Annotated in this window: 13 protein-coding genes and 1 pseudogene; 3 read left to right on the top strand and 11 right to left on the bottom strand. The window is 65.3% G+C overall.

Annotated elements, in window-relative coordinates; all coding sequences use genetic code 11:
- Nucleotides 1–83 precede the first annotated feature (83 nt).
- Complete coding sequence (locus tag B5J99_RS17225) at nucleotides 84–953, bottom strand: 3-hydroxybutyryl-CoA dehydrogenase (protein WP_117353100.1); 870 nt, start codon at nucleotides 951–953, stop codon at nucleotides 84–86.
- Nucleotides 954–1039: 86 nt separating this feature from the next.
- Here B5J99_RS17225 and B5J99_RS17230 point away from each other — a divergent pair, with 86 nt between their 5' ends.
- Nucleotides 1040–2086 (top strand): DUF1176 domain-containing protein, encoded by a 1047-nt coding sequence (locus B5J99_RS17230; protein ID WP_117353101.1) that lies wholly within the window; start codon nucleotides 1040–1042, stop codon nucleotides 2084–2086.
- Between the two features lie 6 nt (nucleotides 2087–2092).
- Here B5J99_RS17230 and B5J99_RS17235 read toward each other — a convergent pair whose 3' ends face one another.
- Entirely contained in the window at nucleotides 2093–2560 is a 468-nt protein-coding gene (locus B5J99_RS17235) for a GNAT family N-acetyltransferase (protein ID WP_069050334.1), read from the bottom strand.
- Between the two features lie 145 nt (nucleotides 2561–2705).
- On the opposite strand from B5J99_RS17235, the gene B5J99_RS17240 reads away from it, so the two are divergent.
- Entirely contained in the window at nucleotides 2706–3803 is a 1098-nt protein-coding gene (locus tag B5J99_RS17240; RefSeq protein ID WP_117353102.1) for an isoaspartyl peptidase/L-asparaginase family protein, read from the top strand.
- Between the two features lie 3 nt (nucleotides 3804–3806).
- Here B5J99_RS17240 and B5J99_RS17245 read toward each other — a convergent pair whose 3' ends face one another.
- From B5J99_RS17245 to B5J99_RS17270, 6 genes are all read right to left on the bottom strand, one after another.
- Nucleotides 3807–5612: a DUF885 domain-containing protein gene (locus B5J99_RS17245; RefSeq protein WP_425456414.1), complete on the bottom strand. Its 1806-nt coding sequence runs from the start codon at nucleotides 5610–5612 to the stop codon at nucleotides 3807–3809.
- A 224-nt stretch (nucleotides 5613–5836) separates the two neighbouring features.
- Nucleotides 5837–6289, bottom strand: a complete 453-nt coding sequence (locus B5J99_RS17250) for a MaoC family dehydratase (RefSeq protein ID WP_117353104.1) — start codon at nucleotides 6287–6289, stop codon at nucleotides 5837–5839.
- A gap of 197 nt (nucleotides 6290–6486) precedes the next feature.
- On the bottom strand, nucleotides 6487–8403 hold the full coding sequence (locus B5J99_RS17255) for an acetyl-CoA carboxylase biotin carboxylase subunit (protein WP_117353105.1): 1917 nt from the start codon (nucleotides 8401–8403) through the stop codon (nucleotides 6487–6489).
- A gap of 5 nt (nucleotides 8404–8408) precedes the next feature.
- Nucleotides 8409–8849, bottom strand: a complete 441-nt coding sequence (locus B5J99_RS17260) for an endonuclease domain-containing protein (RefSeq protein WP_211337843.1) — start codon at nucleotides 8847–8849, stop codon at nucleotides 8409–8411.
- 97 nt (nucleotides 8850–8946) lie between these two features.
- Nucleotides 8947–10548 carry a carboxyl transferase domain-containing protein gene (locus B5J99_RS17265; RefSeq protein ID WP_117353106.1) on the bottom strand — a complete coding sequence of 534 codons (1602 nt, stop codon included), beginning with the start codon at nucleotides 10546–10548 and terminating at the stop codon, nucleotides 8947–8949.
- Nucleotides 10548–11696: an acyl-CoA dehydrogenase family protein gene (locus B5J99_RS17270; protein ID WP_117353587.1), complete on the bottom strand. Its 1149-nt coding sequence runs from the start codon at nucleotides 11694–11696 to the stop codon at nucleotides 10548–10550. Before B5J99_RS17270 ends, B5J99_RS17265 begins: the two co-directional genes overlap by 1 nt.
- Before the next feature lie 111 nt (nucleotides 11697–11807).
- Between B5J99_RS17270 and B5J99_RS17275 the strand changes: the two genes are divergently transcribed.
- On the top strand, nucleotides 11808–12680 hold the full coding sequence (locus B5J99_RS17275) for a LysR family transcriptional regulator (protein ID WP_117353107.1): 873 nt from the start codon (nucleotides 11808–11810) through the stop codon (nucleotides 12678–12680).
- A gap of 134 nt (nucleotides 12681–12814) precedes the next feature.
- On the opposite strand, the pseudogene B5J99_RS17280 reads toward B5J99_RS17275, so the two are convergent.
- The 3 genes and pseudogenes from B5J99_RS17280 to guaB form a co-directional block, all read right to left on the bottom strand.
- Nucleotides 12815–13335, bottom strand: a pseudogene (locus tag B5J99_RS17280) (tetratricopeptide repeat protein).
- A gap of 29 nt (nucleotides 13336–13364) precedes the next feature.
- Nucleotides 13365–14591 (bottom strand): RsmB/NOP family class I SAM-dependent RNA methyltransferase, encoded by a 1227-nt coding sequence (locus tag B5J99_RS17285; protein ID WP_117353108.1) that lies wholly within the window; start codon nucleotides 14589–14591, stop codon nucleotides 13365–13367.
- 6 nt (nucleotides 14592–14597) lie between these two features.
- The gene (gene guaB, locus B5J99_RS17290; RefSeq protein WP_117353109.1) at nucleotides 14598–16055 is read right to left on the bottom strand and encodes an IMP dehydrogenase; all 1458 of its coding nucleotides are present in this window, start codon (nucleotides 16053–16055) and stop codon (nucleotides 14598–14600) included.
- Nucleotides 16056–16082 lie beyond the last annotated feature (27 nt).

Here is a 16082-nt window from a genome sequence, read left to right on the forward strand (position 1 = left end):
GTCTCCGGTAGTTGAACTGTCGGCGCGCCCCGGCAAAGCGCAGCATATCGCGTTTTGCCGGGGCTGTCAGCCTGTGGTGACCATCAACGCGTCGGAACCGGGGTTTCTCCCGAATAATCGTAGAAACCGCGCTTGGTCTTGCGACCCAGCCAGCCGGCCTCGACATATTTGACCAGCAGCGGCGCGGGGCGGAACTTGGGGTCGCCGGTCGAGCTGTGCAGCACCTGGGTGATGCTGAGGCACGTATCCAGCCCGATGAAATCGGCAAGCGTCAGCGGGCCCATCGGATGGTTGAGCCCGAGTTGCACCGCGGCGTCGATGTCCTCGATCGTCGCCAGGCCCTCGCCTAGCGCGAAGCACGCTTCGTTGAGCATCGGCAGCAGGATGCGGTTGACGATGAAGCCGGGCGCGTCATTGGCCTGCACCACCCGCTTGCCGATCCGCTCTGCGTACGCGCGGACGAAATCGACCGTCGCATCTGAAGTGGCAAGCCCGCGGATCAGCTCGATCAGCCCCATGACGGGCACCGGGTTGAAGAAGTGCACCCCAACAAATCGCGACGCATCCGTAGTGGCGGCGGCCATGCGAGTGATCGGGATCGATGAGGTGTTGCTCGCCAAGATCGCGTCTGCTGCCAGAACCTTGCCGACATTCTCGAAGATCGTGCGCTTGATGTCCTCGCGCTCGGTCGCCGCCTCGATGATCAGGCCTGCCTCGGCCATCTTGGCATAATCGCTCACCGGCTCGATCCGTGCCAGCGCCGCGTCGGCGTCGGCAGCATCCATTTTGCCCTTTTCGACCGCACGCGCCAGCTGCTTGGCGATGCCAGCCTTGCCCTTTTGCGCGAGCTCCACCGACACGTCGGAGAGGAAAACATGATAGCCTGCCTGCGCACTGACCTGTGCGATGCCCGCGCCCATCTGGCCCGCGCCGATAACTGCCATTTTGTCCATAAGTGCCTCTTTCTGGTGCCGCTGGAATAGGATAGGCCCGCCGCATAACCGATGATTCCGTCTCTGGCTAGGATCGAGAAACGCCCATGCTGATGCCCGCCCTGCTCATCGCCGCGACGGTTGCTGCCGCGCCCGCGGGTCAGACCCCAGGCGAGGTCAAGACCTTCAAGGACTGGTATGTCGCCTGCGACAATGTGTGGTCCTGCGAGGCGGGAACGCTGGCGGAAGAAGGCGGCGAATTCACCACCGCGATGGCGGTGCGCATCCGGCGCGAAGGCGGACCCGACGCGCCCTTCCGTATCGAATTGAGCCCGCCCGAGGAAATGGCGACCGGCCCGGCACGGCTGAAGATCGACGCGCGCCCGCCGCTCAGCGGCACGCAGGACACCGAAGGCGACACTTGGTTGGACGAAGCGCAGTCGCTCGCGATCGCCCGCACACTCGCCAATGGCACCAAGGCAGACCTGATGCTGTCGGATGGCAAGGCCATTGCGCTATCGCTCGCCGGATCATCGGCGGCGCTGCGCTATATCGATGCGGTGCAACAACGCGCGGGCACGCTTGGCGCGATCATCGCCACCGGCACCAGGCCTGACACCGCCCTGCCCCCTGCGCGGCCGCAGCTGACAGCGCGCGCCGCCTCGAAGCTTACCGAGCTTCCCGACCTCAAGCGATACCCTGAGATCATCGCCGAAACCGGGTGCGAATACCGGATGGAGGGGGTGGAAGACACGGTGCACCCGCTCGGCCAGCGCGGCGGTCTGGACATGGCGCTGGTGCTGATCGCCTGCGATTCGGGTGCGTATAATTTCGGCTCGGCAGTCATGGTCGCCACCCGTCCGATGGAAGACCCCAATGCGGGATGGGAATTTGCCCCGGCCAAGTTCGACAGCCCCACCGGCTGGGGCGGCGATGATCAGGTGTCGCAGGTGGTCAACGCCGATTTCACGCCCGAAACGGGTACGCTTTATGATCGCGCGAAGGGTCGCGGCATCGGCGATTGCGGCGTCGCCAGCAGCTATGTCTGGGATGGAGAGATGTTCCGCCTGAGCGAAAAGCACGAAATGGGCGAGTGCCGCGGCGTGTGGGAATGGCCGCGGGTGTGGACCGCCGAGGTCTCGGTAGTGCGCTGACCGGGCTCAGAGCGTGCGCGTCATGCACATGCTGAACGGGTCATCGGTATAGTCGGCAAAGGGCGGACACCGCTCGAAGCCGTGCTTGCGGTACAATGCGTGCGCCGGGTGGAACGGCTCTGGGAGGCCGGTTTCGAGGCTAAGCCGCGAATAGCCGCGCGCGCGCGCCTCGGCGATCAGATGCACCAGCATGGCCTCGCCCAAGCCGCGCCGCAGGAATGCAGGATCGGTTCGCATCGACTTGAGCTCGCCATGGCGGGCATCGATCTGCTTGAGCGCGCCGCACCCGGCGAGCCGCCCATCGACGCGCAGCGCGTAGAAGGTCACATCGCCCGCGCGCAGCCGTTCGACCGGAAAGGCATGCACCGAGCAGATCGGCGAATGCAGCTGCATCTGGTCGAGATGATAGCGCAGCAATGCGACGATATCCTCCCCGCTCAGATCATCCTGTTCGATCGTGATCGTCTGATCCATGCCTGCCTTCCCCTTGCAGCGGAACCTTTGCCCCGGTGAGACATTGCGACAGCACAGCTGCGGTTTCCACTCAAAGTTTGCGTGACCGTCCAAAGGTCTTTAATCGCCCGGCCTTGTCGTTCGCCTTGGACCAAGGGAGCTGAATATGCGCCTGATCCTGTTGCTTGGAGCCCTGTTGATGTCGTCTGCCGCCCCCGCCTCCGCCAAGCCCGAAACCACCGCAGAGCCGGGCTGGTCGCTGGTCATCCATGGCGGCGCCGGAATTCTCGAACGCTCGCGTGTCTCGCCCGAGACCGACGCCGCGGTGCGCAGAGCGCTCGACAAGGCGCTCGAGGCCGGATCGGCGGTGCTGCAGAGCGGCGGCGCAGCCCTGGACGCGGTACAGGCGGCGATCCTGGTGCTGGAAGACGACCCCAATTTCAACGCCGGGCACGGCGCGGTGTTCACCTATGAAGGCACCAACGAGCTCGACGCCGCGGTCATGCAGGGTATCGATCGCAAGGCCGGCGCAATCGCGCGCGCGCACCACACCCGCAACCCCATACTGCTGGCGCGCAAGGTAATGGAGGAAAGCCCGCACGTGCTGCTTTCGGGCGAAGGCGCGGACCGCTTCTCCAAGGAACAGGGGCTCGAGCAGGTCGACAACGCCTATTTCGGTACGCCCGAGCGCAAGCGCCAGCTGGAAGAACTCAAGTCGAAGAAGGTCGGCTGGTTCGATGTCGATCTGAAATACGGCACCGTCGGCGCGGTCGCGCGCGATGCGCAGGGCCATGTCGCGGCGGGCACCTCGACCGGCGGCCTGACCGGCAAGCGCTATGGCCGCATCGGCGATTCCCCGCTGATCGGCGCGGGCACCTATGCCGATGACCGCGCGTGTGCGATCTCCGCCACCGGCGCGGGCGAATTCTTCATCCGCGTCGGCGTGGCGCACGAAATCTGCACCCGCATCCGGATGAAGGCCGAGGCGCGCGCAGAATTCCTGACGCAGGAAGCCGAGCGGGGCGGCACCCGGCTCGACGGAGCGGCGCAGGCCAGGCTGATCGCAGCCGCGCTCACCTCCGAGGAGGTGCAGGCCATCGCCGATGCGGTGATCGGCGAAATGGGCGCGCTGGGCGGTTCGGGCGGGATCATCTACCTGACCCCCTGGGGCCATCAGGGCTACAGCTTCGACACCCCGGGCATGTACCGCGGCATGGCGAGCAGCGACGGAAGCAGGAGCGTCGCGATCTACGGCGACGAATAAGGGTCAGCTGCGCGGCTTGCCGGTCTTGGCCAGCCTGGCCTTCTCCCGCGTGATGAACTCTTCCATCTTGGCCTCCATCACCGGCAGCGGCACCGAGCCCAGGTTGAGGAAGGTGTCGTGGAACGGCCGCTGGTCGAACCCGGCGCCAAGCTCCGCCTCGGCCTTGGCGCGCATCTTGCGCAGCGCAAGCTCACCCAGCTTGTAGGCGAGCGCCTGCGCGGGCCAGGAGATATAGCGGTCGACCTCGGTCTCGACATCGCGCTGCGCCAGCGCGGTGTGGCCCGCCAGATAGTCGATCGCCTTCTGGCGGCTCCAGCCCTGGGTGTGGATGCCGGTGTCGATCACCAGCCGCACCGCGCGCCACATCTCGAAGGTCTGGCGGCCGAATTCCTCATAAGGCGTTTCATAAAGCCCCAGCTTGGTGCCCAGCCATTCGGTGTACAGCCCCCAGCCCTCGCCATAGCCCGAGAAATAGGTCTGGCGACGGAAGTCGGGGCGATCTGGCGCCTCAAGCGCGACTGCCGCCTGAAAGCTGTGCCCCGGGATGCACTCGTGCAGCGTCAGCGCGGTGAGGTTGTACAGCGGGCGCGAGGGCAGATCATAAGTGTTGAAAAGGCAGCTATCCAGCCCGCCGCGCCCCGAGGTGTAGATCGGCGCGATGACATCGGGCACCGGCAGGATGGTGAAGCGATAGCGCGGCAGGAAATTGAACGTTTCCTTAAGCTTGCCGTCCATTCTCTTGGTCACATACGCCGCATAGGAGAGCAGTTCGCGCGGGGTCTTGGCATAGAATTGCGGGTCGGTGCGGAGGAACTGCAGGAACTCGGGGAACGTGCCCTTGAACCCGGTTTCGCGCATCGTCTTCTGCATGTCCGCATCGATCCGCGCGACCTCCTTGAGGCCGATCTCGTGGATCTGCTCAGGGGTCAGATCGAGCGTGGTGTAGAGCTTGATCTGGTCCTGATAGAAGGCCTTGCCATCGGGCAGCGAGTACGCGTCGATCTGCGTGCGCGCCTTGGGCATATACTCGCCCCGCATGAAGGTCAGCAGCTTGGCATAAGCGGGTGCGACCGATGTCTCGATTGCTTTCAGCGCATCGGCGCGCAGCTTCGCCTGCTGGGCCGCCGGGATGCTCTCGGGCATCGTGCGGAAGGCATCGTAGAACGGGTTCGCCTCGCCGGTGACGGAATAGGCCTCGATCGTCGCATCGCGCCCCTCGATGGCGACCCGCGGCACGGTGTAGCCTCGCGCCAGGCCCGCGCGCATGTTGACGATATTCTCATCGAAATAGCGCGGAATGTCGTTCATTCGTCCCAGATAGCGGCGATAGCTGGCGGCATTGGGAAAGCCCTGGCGCGGGTTCAGCCCACCCCAGAAGAAGGTGTCGCTGTTGAACGGCGCCTCATAGGTCTTGTGCTCGATGCTGTTGGCATTCTCCCACACCGACTGGCGGAACACTGCGGCGTTGACCTGCTCCTCGGGCGAGAGCTTGTCCATCGGGATCATATCGAGCTGGCGCAGCACATCGGTCCAATAGGCCAGCCGCCGCGCCTGCGCCTCGGCGGTGACATCGCCCAAGCTTTCGCCCTGGATCCAGCGGCCACCCTCCTTCACCCGCGCATATTCGGCCTGCCGCCACTCCCATTCGGCATCGTAGAGCGCGCGCAGCGTGGCATCCATGGGGCCCGGCGCGCTCTTCGTCTCGACAACCGGGGCAGCGGGCGCGGGATCGTCCTGCGCAAACACAGGCGCGGCCTGGATGGCCGCAGCGCCCATTAGAAACGAAGCGAGAAGACGTGATGCGCGCATAATCGAGGACCCCGGATGGCAGTGTTCTGGTGCGCCGCATTAGACACAGGACGGGGTCGCAGGGTCAATGGGCTCGGCGTAGCTATCGTATACAAATCAGCGCAAATAGCTGTTTTAATGGGACTATAGGTACTGCCTCATCGTCACCCCCGCGCACGCGGGGGTCCCGCTTCCTTTTTGCGGCAGCGCCAAAGCGAGATTCCCGCGTTGGCGGGAATGACGGGTCAGGCCTCGCGCTTCTTGAGCAATGCCGAGCGAAGGCAACGGCAGACGACCTCGCCCCGCTGGTTGATCAGCTCATGCGTGAACGTCACGATCCCGGCATTGGGGCGCGACTTGGATTCCTTGAGTTCGGTCACTTCGCTGATCGCGCGCATGGTATCACCGATGAACACCGGCTTGGGCATGACGAGCTTGTCGTACCCCAGATTGGCGACCAGCGTGCCCAAGGTCGTATCGCCCACCGACAGCCCGATCATCAGGCTGAAGGTGAAAGTGCCGTTGACAAGGATCTGCCCGAATTCGCTCGCCTTGGCCGCCTCGACATCGAGATGCAGCGGCTGCGGGTTGTGTGTCATGGTGCTGAACAACAGATTGTCGGTCTCGGTCACCGTGCGCCGGATCTCATGCTCGATCCGGTCGCCGATGTTCCACTCGTCAAAAAATTTTCCTGCCACTCTCACTACTCCAATACCCCTCTCCCTTGATGGGAGAGGGCTGCGCAGACTTGGCAGCTTGCTGCCTAGTCGAAGCTGGGTGAGGGTGAAAATGCGCTACGCGAGCTCTGCATCACCCTCATCCAACTGCGCCTAGCCTCGCTACACTCGGCAAGGCTCCGTATCCTTCTCCCATCAAGGGAGAAGGCATTGGCGCATCACTCCGCCGCCTCAATCCGCACCAGCAACGCGTCGACCTGCACCTGCGCACCCTCGCTGGCGTTCAATTCCGCCACCACGCCATCGAACGGCGCGACCAGCGAATGCTCCATCTTCATCGCCTCGAGCGTCAGCAATTTCTGCCCCTTGGTGACCGACTGGCCCGCGGTCACATCCACCGCGATGACCTTGCCCGGCATGGGCGAAAGGATCGAACCGCTCCCCGCCGCCGCATGACCGGATCCGCGGGCAGCGATATCGAACGCATAGGCTGTCCCGTCCGCAAAGAGGATCGCCTGGTCGCCCTGGATATGCCCAGTGACAACCGCAGCATCGGTGTTTTCGGGCAGGTAATAGTCGGCGGCATCGTCTCCGACGGACACGATCTGGTCGCCGATCATCGCGACATCGACTGTTCGGGTTTCACCGCCGCTTGCCAGCGTGACGCGATGCACGGGCACAGTGTTCAAACGGAAGCCAGCATTGTGCACAGGCTCGGTGCTGTCGTGCACCAATCTCGCCGCCACCTCGAACAGGGCATCCTCGGGCTCGCTGGGCGGGATCAGCGCGTCGCCAGCATTGGCGATGAAACCGGTATCCAGATCGGCCTCGACAAAGCTGTCCGACCACAAGGCGCGCACCAGAAAGCCAGCATTGGTCCTCACGGGCCAGACTTCGGTCTCGCTGACGGCATGCGCCAGCGCGGATATGGCATCGCTGCGGGTTTCGCCATGGCAAACGATCTTGGCGATCATCGGGTCATAAAAGGGCGAGACCGCCCCGCCCTGCTCGACCCCGGTCTCGACGCGGTCTGCCTCACCGAACACCAGGTGCTCCAACCGTCCCGTACTCGGCAGAAACCCCTTCGCCGGATCTTCCGCATACAACCGCGCTTCCATTGCCCAGCCGTTGATGCTGAGCTCCTCCTGCCTGAGCGGGATCGGCTCGCCGCTCGCAACACGCAGCTGCCATTCGACGAGGTCGACCCCGGTGATCTCCTCGGTCACCGGATGCTCGACCTGCAGCCGCGCGTTCATTTCCATGAACCAGATGCGGTCGGCGCGCAGGCCTTGCGAGCCATCGGCGATGAACTCGATCGTGCCCGCGCCCTCATAATCCACCGCCTTGGCCGCGCGCACCGCAGCGCCGCACACCGCCGCGCGCGTCGCTGCGTCCATGCCGGGCGCGGGGGCTTCCTCGATGACCTTCTGGTGGCGGCGTTGCAGCGAGCAATCGCGCTCGAACAGGTGGACGACGTTCCCATGAGAGTCACCGAACACCTGCACCTCAATATGGCGCGGGCTTTCGATCCATTTTTCGAGCAGCACGACATCGTTGCCGAAACTCGCCGCCGCCTCGCGCTTGCAGCTGACCAGCGCATCGGCGAAATCCGCCGGTGCATCCACTTTCCGCATCCCCTTGCCGCCGCCGCCCGCGACCGCCTTGATCAGCACGGGATAGCCGATCGCAGCGGCCTGCTCGGCGAGGAAATCGGGGTCCTGATTGTCACCCAGATAGCCCGGCGTGGTCGGCACGCCCGCTGCGTCCATCAGCTTCTTCGCCGCGTCCTTGAGCCCCATCGCGCGGATCGAATCCGGCTTCGGCCCCACCCAGATCAGGCCCGCGTCGATCACGGATTGCGCGAACTCGGCGTTTTCCGAGAGGAAGCCGTAACCCGGATGGATCGCCTCTGCCCCGGTCTGTTTCGCGGCGGCAATGATCTTCTCGCCCACCAGATAGCTCTCGCGCGCCGGCGAAGGCCCGATATGCACCGCTTCATCGGCCGAACGCACATGCAGCGCCTTGGCGTCGGCGTCTGAGTACACCGCGACCGTGCGGACACCCATGGCCCGCGCGGTGCGGATGATCCGGCAGGCGATTTCGCCACGGTTGGCGATGAGGAGGGATTTCAGCATGGATTCTATCCTGAAAATCCTCCCCGAGCTTGTCTCGGGGAGGGGGACCGCCCGGCACTTGCCGGGTGGTGGAGGGGCAATCGCGACCGAGCGAACTGAACGATTCCGTCGGCAGCAGTGGAACAATCCCCAAGCACATCACTTGCGGGAATTCGCAGGGTTTCAATGCCTTGCGACTTCAGCCAGGCATCGCGGCGCTCGTCGCGATATGGGCGGTCGCCAAAAGCGTGCGACTGGCCGTCTATCTCGATCGCCAGGCGTGCGTCGGCGCAGTAAAAATCTAAAGTGAGCTCCCCACTGGGATGTTGACGGCGGAACTTCAGGCCTTCTGGCCGCGCCTTGAGCAGTTGCCAAAGCAGAACCTCCGGCAGGCTCATATCCTTGCGCAGTCGACGGGCGCGGGTGACCGAGCCCGTTTGGGGTTTGGGGGCCTCATCCTTGAGCATCAAGAGCCCCTCCACCACCCGCTGCGCGGGCGGTCCCCCTCCCCGAGACAAGCTCGGGGAGGATTTAGATGACGAATGGGGCTGCCCACCACCCCCATCACATCCGGAAAACCCCAAACCGGGGCCCCTCCTCCACCGGCGCGTTGAGGCATGCCGCGAGCGCCAGCCCAAGGACGTCCCTCGTCTGCGCGGGGTCGATGATGCCGTCGTCCCACAGCCGCGAGGTGGCGTGGTAGGGGCTTCCCTGCGCCTCATAGTCATCACGGATCGGCTGCTTGAACGCTTCGGCCTGCTCAGGGGTCCAATTGTCGGCATCACGATGGACCGTCGCCAGCACCGCTGCCGCCTGCTCGCCGCCCATCACCGAAATCCGCGAATTCGGCCAGCTGAACAGGAAGCGGGGCGAGTACGCCCGCCCGCACATGCCGTAATTGCCCGCGCCGAAGCTGCCGCCGATCAGCACGGTGACCTTGGGCACGCTCGCGGTGGCGACCGCGGTGACCAGCTTGGCGCCATGCTTGGCAATGCCTTCGGCCTCATACTTGCCACCAACCATGAAGCCGGAGATGTTCTGCAGGAACAGTAGGGGAATGCGCCGCTGGCAGGCGAGTTCGATGAAATGCGCGCCCTTGACCGCGCTTTCGCTGAACAGCACACCGTTGTTGGCGAGGATCGCGACCGGCATTCCCCAGATATGCGCGAAACCGCATACCAGCGAACTGCCGTACAGCGCCTTGAACTCGTGGAACTCGCTGCCGTCGACGATCCGCGCGATGACCTCGTGCACGTCATACGGCGCGCGGACATCCGAGGGGATGATGCCGTACAGCTCCTCCGCGTCGAACTTCGGCGGACGCGGATCGCGGATGTCGATATTGGGCTTCGGGATCGGGCCGAGGTGCGAAACGATATCGCGTACAATCGTCAGCGCGTGCTCGTCATTCTCGGCAACATGATCGACCACGCCCGATTTGCGTCCGTGCAGATCGCCGCCGCCCAGATCTTCGGCGCTGATCTCCTCGCCCGTCGCGGCTTTCACCAAGGGCGGCCCGGCGAGGAATATCGTGCCCTGGTTGCGGACGATCACGCTTTCGTCGGACATTGCGGGCACATATGCGCCGCCTGCGGTACAGCTACCCATCACGCAGGCGATCTGCGGGATGCCCTTGGCGGACATGTTCGCCTGGTTGAAGAAAATGCGGCCGAAATGCTCGCGGTCGGGGAAGACCTCGGCCTGGTGCGGCAGGTTGGCGCCGCCCGAGTCCACCAGGTAGATGCACGGCAGCCGGTTGGCCTCGGCAATCTCCTGCGCGCGCAGGTGCTTCTTCACCGTCATCGGGTAATAGGTGCCGCCCTTCACCGTGGCGTCGTTGCACACGATCATGCACTGGCGACCCGAGACGCGGCCGATGCCGGCGATCATCCCTGCGCCGGGAATTTCGCCATCGTACAGGTCACAGGCAGCAAGTTGGCCGATCTCGAGGAACGGCGAGCCTGGGTCGAGCAGCCGCTCGACGCGCTCGCGCGGCAGCAGTTTGCCCCGCGATGTGTGCCGCTCGCGCGACTTGGCGTTGCCGCCCAATGCGGCCTCGGCAACCTTGCTCCAGAGCTCATCGCGCAGGGTGATATTGTGCGTGAAAGATGCGCGGTAGGTGTCTGAATTGGTGTCGATCTTGGTGTCGAGGGTTGGCGCGGTCATCACCGAGCTCCAATCAGTTCGCGCGCGATCAGGAAGCGGCGGATTTCGTTGGTCCCTGCCCCGATGTCGTACAGCTTGGCATCGCGCAGGAAGCGTTCGACCGGCCAGTCGGTGGTGTAGCCCGCCCCGCCCAAGGCCTGGATCGCCTCGAGCGAGCATTTGACCGCGTTCTCGCTGGCCAATAAGATCGCACCGGCGGCATCGAACCGCGTCGTCTTGCCCGCATCACAGGCGCGCGCGACCGCATAGACATAGGCGCGGGCGCTGTTGAGCGCGACGTACATGTCGGCGACCTTGGCCTGCACCATCTGGAACGAGCCGATGGGGGAGCCGAACTGCTTGCGCTCGCGCACATAGGGCAGCACCACGTCGAGGCACGCCTGCATGATGCCCAAAGGCCCGGCAGCGAGCACCGCGCGCTCGTAATCGAGCCCGCTCATCAGCACGCCAACGCCGCCGTTCAATGGCCCCATGACGTTTTCTTGCGGAACGAAGCAATCGTCGAACACCAATTCCGCCGTCGGGCTCCCGCGCATCCCCATCTTCTGGATCTTCTGGCCTATGCTGAAGCCCGGCATATCCTTTTCGATGATGAACGCGGTGATCCCGCCCGATCCCTCCCCGGTCTTGGCATAGACAATCAGCGTCTCAGCATACGCCGAATTGGTGATCCAGAACTTGGTGCCGTTGAGCCGGTATCCGCCCGCGACTTCGCTGGCCTTGAGCTTCATCGAGACCACGTCCGATCCGGCGCCGACTTCGGACATCGCCAGCGATCCGACATGCTCGCCCGAGATCAGCCCGGGCAGATACTTCGCCTTCTGTTGCGCGTTGCCCCAGCGGCGCAACTGGTTGACGCACAGGTTGGAGTGCGCGCCGTACGACAGCCCCAGCGAAGCGCTCGCGCGGCTGACTTCTTCCATCGCGATGACATGCTCGAGATAGCCCAGCCCCAGCCCGCCGTCTTCCTCGCTCACCGTGATGCCGTGCAGGCCCAGCGCCCCCATTTGCGGCCACAATTCGATCGGGAACCAGTCCTCGGCATCGATCTTCGCGGCGATCGGCGCGATCTTGTCCGCGGCAAAGCGCGCGGTGGTGTCGCGGATCATGTCCGCAGCCTCGCCCAGCGCGAAGTCGAAATCGGGCATCGTGGACATCGCAATGATCCTCTCGTTTATCTGTCGATTGAAGCGGCTTTTAGAGGGGACGGTCAACAAAGGAAAATTGATATTGAAAGGGGTTTATCCTAGACGCTGTCTATGATCGAACGCTACCTGCTGCGCTATTTCCTCGCTGTCGTCGAGCACGGCAATTTCACCCGCGCCGCCGAGAGCTGCAACGTGACCCAACCGACGCTGTCGGTGGGCATCGCGCGGCTGGAAGAGAGCGTGGGCCAGCGCCTGTTCCACCGCACCAACCGCCGCGTCGACCTCACCCCCAATGGCGCGCAGTTCGCCGAGCATGCGCGGCGGATCGAGGCGCAGTTCAATCTGGCCGAACAGGCGATGCAGCAGCGCCAGCCCCAGGCGATCGTGCGGCTCGGGCTGCTCTCCACGCTGCCCAGCCCGGTGGTCGCGGCCATCGCGCAGGCGCTGGGCGAGATCGATGGCCTGCGCACCGAGTTCGTCGAAGGCCGGGCGAGCGAGCTCACCGACCGGCTGGATGCGGCGCGGATCGATCTGGCGGTGACGCTGGAGCCACAGGGACGCCACCGCGCGCAGTTCCAGCCCGTAGCAACCGAAGGCTACAGCCTCGCTTTGCCCGCCAGCCACCCGCTCGCGGCGCGCACATTGATCGCCGGGCACGAGCTCGCCGACAATGTGATGCTGGTGCGCCGCCATTGCGAGGTGCTCACCGCCACCAGCCAGCACTTCACGGCGCGCGGCGTCCGCCCCTTCTTCGCCGCCCGCTCAAGAAGCGACGACCGCATCCTCGCACTGGTCGCGGCGGGCGTGGGCGTGACGGTGATGCCCGATTGCTTCACCGCAGCAGGCGTGGCGCGGGTGCCGATGGAGGACTTCGCGCATATGCGGACCCTAGGGGTGCTGATGCGGGAGGCGGATGTGGTGCCGGAGGCGGTCGTGGCGCGGGTGCGCGGGGTGTTGGCGGAACGGATTGGTGGGACTTGGTAGGGGGAGGATCTGATCCTGTCGCGCCAGGCTGCGCGGTTCCAAGCCTCTTCGACCGCCTGAAAAGACAGACTCCCAACGCAGGTCGTCAGGGATCAACCGAATGATATCGGCTCACCCCTCAGCCCAGCCTCCCCTCAGGGCTGCTCGGTCACCGGCGCCACCGTCGGCGTGGACGCCACCGCTTCTGCCGACAGCACCGGCTTGGCGGCGGCCTGGTCGATGGCGGTGATCAGGCGGTTCGTCTCGGTGCAGCCGGTGGTGCAGATTGCCTCGATGCGTAGCAGGTTGCGGCGCGCCTTTTCGACCGCGCCGCGCTGGACCATCGCCTCGCCTTGCCCTGCCAGAGCGGCGACATCATTGGGGTCGAGCCTGAGCGCCTCGCGGTAGAAGCGGATCGCCTTGCCGGGCAGGCCTTGTGCGCTCGCGACCTGCGCCAGCGCGTATAGGCGGTGCGGTTGCCCGGATCGACCGCCAGCGCGGCCTCGTACAGTCCGATCGCCTCGTCGAGCTTGCCCGCCTGCTGCACGCTCGAGCCTTCGTCCACCAGCGCCTGCGAGGCGGGGTTGACGGCATAGCGCACCGGCTGGCCGATCCCGGTGCTGGAAACAGTGGCAAGCAGCAGTGACAGCGCGACGGCTGCGGGCGTGAAACGCATGATAGTCTCCCAGGTTGACCGCAAGGCTATCACGACCGGATCGCTCTTGTGAAGAAAAAGCCATCGGTGCCGTCGTGATGCGGCGTCAGGAGCATTCCGGCGGGCTGGTCGGCGGCATCGTGCGATGCGGCCAGCGCGCCATCGGCCCTAACAGGGCGGCCAATGTTCATAGTCTTCAAGGATATATGCCAGCCGGGCTGATCGCACAAGCCGCGCGCGACCTGCCGTGCGCCCTCTTCGGGGAGCAGCGAGCACACCGCATAGACCAGAGCCCCGCCGGGCCGCACCAGCCGCTTTGCGATCTCGATCAGCCGCGCCTGTTCGGCGACCAGTTTGTCGAGCCGCTCGGGGGTGAGCCGCCAGCGAGTCTCGGGGTTTCGCCGCCAGGTGCCCGAGCCGCTGCAGGGCGCATCGACCAGCACCACGTCCGCCTGCCCCTCGAAATGCTCGAGGCTTTCCCATTCGCGCTTGGGGTTGAGCAGCAGCGTCTCAATGCTATCGGACCCGGCGCGCCTGCGCCGGGGCTCCATGGCCGCGAGTCGGTCGCGGCTGGTGTCGGAGGCGATGATCCGCACCCCAGGCAGCATTGCCGAGAGCGCGAGCGTCTTGCCGCCTGCGCCCGCGCACAGATCGATCACCAGCGCGGGCGCATCGTCATCCAGGCACGCCTGGACGATCGCCTGGCTGCCCCAGTCCTGCACATCGACCGCGCCCTGTAGCCAAGGCTCGCTGGCCTCGATCGCGGTGCCGTTGGGCAGCCGCGCCGCACGCGGCAGCGCATCGCTGAAGGCTATCTCGGGCCAATGCGCGCTCAGCGCCGCCCGGGTCGTGCGCGCCGGATCGTAGCGCATATCGAGCGCCGCGCGATCGAGCAACGCGGCCTTTTCCTCGGCGTCGAACAGCGCGGGCAAATGCGCCTCGATCCAGCTGGGGATCACGCCGCCGCTTGCAACAGGCTCGTCATCGGTGAGCGCCGCCGGGCCATAGCCGCTGCCGTCGAACAAGGCGGCAAGCGCAGCATCCTCGCGCGCCAGCCCCGCCATCGCGGCGCGGCCGTTATCGGGAATCTCGCCGAAGCGCCGCACCGCGCGCCAGGCCAGATCGCGCACCGCGCGCCGGTCGCCAGAGCCCATATAGCGCCGCTCGCGGAAGAAATTGCGCGCCAGGGTGTCCGCGCTCGCCCCCTGCCCGCGCGCTGCGGCCAGGATCGCATCGACCAGATCGATCGCCGCCTGGACGCGGGCCGAGGGCCTCATGCGCGGTTACCGGGTCGGGTAATTGGGAGCCTCCCGGGTGATCGACACGTCGTGGACATGGCTTTCGCGAAGCCCCGCATTGGTGATCCGCACGAACTCGGCGTTGCGGCGCAGCGATTCGATGGTGGGCGATCCGGTATAGCCCATTGCCGCCTTGATGCCGCCGACCAGCTGATGGACGACATCGCGCGCCGGGCCCTTGAAGGGCACCTGGCCCTCGATGCCCTCGGGGACGAGCTTGAGCTGATCCTTGATGTCCTGCTGGAAGTAGCGGTCGGCGCTGCCGCGCGCCATCGCGCCGACGCTGCCCATTCCGCGATAGCTCTTGTAGGCACGGCCCTGGTACAGGAAGGTCTCGCCCGGAGCCTCTTCGGTGCCCGCGAGCATCGACCCGATCATGATGGTCGATGCGCCCGCAGCCAGCGCCTTGGCGGCATCGCCAGAGGTGCGCAGGCCGCCATCGCCAATCACCGGGATGCCCGACTTGTCCGCTTCCTCGGCTGATTCCATGATCGCCGAAAGCTGCGGCACGCCCACGCCCGCGACGACGCGGGTGGTGCAGATTGATCCGGGGCCGATGCCGACCTTGATGCCGTCGGCGCCCGCATCGATCAGCGCGCGGGTGGCACCGGCGGTCGCGACATTGCCCGCGATCACCTGCACCTTGCTCGAATACTTCTTGATCGCCTCGACCGCGACCGCGACCATCTTGGAGTGGCCATGCGCGGTATCGACCACGATGACGTCGCACTCGGCATCGATCAGCGCCTTGCTGCGCTCGAAGCCCGCCTCGCCCACGGTGGAGGCAGCGGCGACGCGCAGGCGGCCTGCGGCATCCTTGGTCGCATCGGGGTTCATCACCGCCTTTTCGATGTCCTTGACCGTGATCAGCCCGATGCAGTGATAGTTGTTGTCGACCACCAGCAGCTTTTCGATCCGGCGCTGGTGCAGCAGGCGGCGCGCATCCTCCTGGCCGACATCGGCGGGAACGGTGGCCAGATTCTCCGAGGTCATCAGCTCGCGCACCGGCTGGTTGGGGTTCTCGGCAAAGCGCACGTCGCGGTTGGTGAGGATGCCGGCGAGACGGCCCGATTCCTCGACGACGGGGATGCCCGAGATCGAGTGCAGCCGCATCAGCGCCTGCGCTTCGGCGAGCGGTGCATCGGGGGTGATGGTGATGGGATTGACCACCATGCCGCTTTCGAAGCGCTTGACCTGGCGGACCGCCGCGAGCTGCTCCTCGATGCTGAGGTTGCGGTGGAGCACGCCGATGCCTCCCAGCTGCGCCATCACGATCGCCATGCGCGCCTCGGTCACGGTGTCCATCGCCGAGGACAGCACCGGGATGTTCAGCCGGATCGATCTGGTCAGGTACGTCGCGGTATCGGCCTGGCTGGGCACGATTTCCGATGCCGCAGGGCGCAGCAGGACATCATCAAAGGTAAGGCCGAGGGGGATGTCCATGCGGAATGCCACTTTCTTGATCCGAAT

This window comes from Blastomonas fulva, assembly GCF_003431825.1.
Taxonomy (GTDB): Bacteria; Pseudomonadota; Alphaproteobacteria; order Sphingomonadales; family Sphingomonadaceae; genus Blastomonas; species Blastomonas fulva.

Excerpts from the sequence above, each read along its gene's own strand:
- B5J99_RS17240 (WP_117353102.1), top strand. The coding sequence starts at position 2,706 with ATGCGCCTGATCCTGTTGCTTGGAGCCCTGTTGATGTCGTCTGCCGCC.
- B5J99_RS17230 (WP_117353101.1), top strand. The coding sequence starts at position 1,040 with ATGCTGATGCCCGCCCTGCTCATCGCCGCGACGGTTGCTGCCGCGCCC.
- B5J99_RS17260 (WP_211337843.1), bottom strand. The coding sequence starts at position 8,849 with ATGCTCAAGGATGAGGCCCCCAAACCCCAAACGGGCTCGGTCACCCGC.
- B5J99_RS17235 (WP_069050334.1), bottom strand. The coding sequence starts at position 2,560 with ATGGATCAGACGATCACGATCGAACAGGATGATCTGAGCGGGGAGGAT.
- B5J99_RS17245 (WP_425456414.1), bottom strand. The coding sequence starts at position 5,612 with ATGCGCGCATCACGTCTTCTCGCTTCGTTTCTAATGGGCGCTGCGGCC.
- B5J99_RS17270 (WP_117353587.1), bottom strand. The coding sequence starts at position 11,696 with ATGCCCGATTTCGACTTCGCGCTGGGCGAGGCTGCGGACATGATCCGC.
- B5J99_RS17285 (WP_117353108.1), bottom strand. The coding sequence starts at position 14,591 with ATGAGGCCCTCGGCCCGCGTCCAGGCGGCGATCGATCTGGTCGATGCG.
- B5J99_RS17275 (WP_117353107.1), top strand. The coding sequence starts at position 11,808 with ATGATCGAACGCTACCTGCTGCGCTATTTCCTCGCTGTCGTCGAGCAC.
- B5J99_RS17225 (WP_117353100.1), bottom strand. The coding sequence starts at position 953 with ATGGACAAAATGGCAGTTATCGGCGCGGGCCAGATGGGCGCGGGCATC.
- B5J99_RS17255 (WP_117353105.1), bottom strand. The coding sequence starts at position 8,403 with ATGCTGAAATCCCTCCTCATCGCCAACCGTGGCGAAATCGCCTGCCGG.
- B5J99_RS17265 (WP_117353106.1), bottom strand. The coding sequence starts at position 10,548 with ATGACCGCGCCAACCCTCGACACCAAGATCGACACCAATTCAGACACC.
- guaB (WP_117353109.1), bottom strand. The coding sequence starts at position 16,055 with ATGGACATCCCCCTCGGCCTTACCTTTGATGATGTCCTGCTGCGCCCT.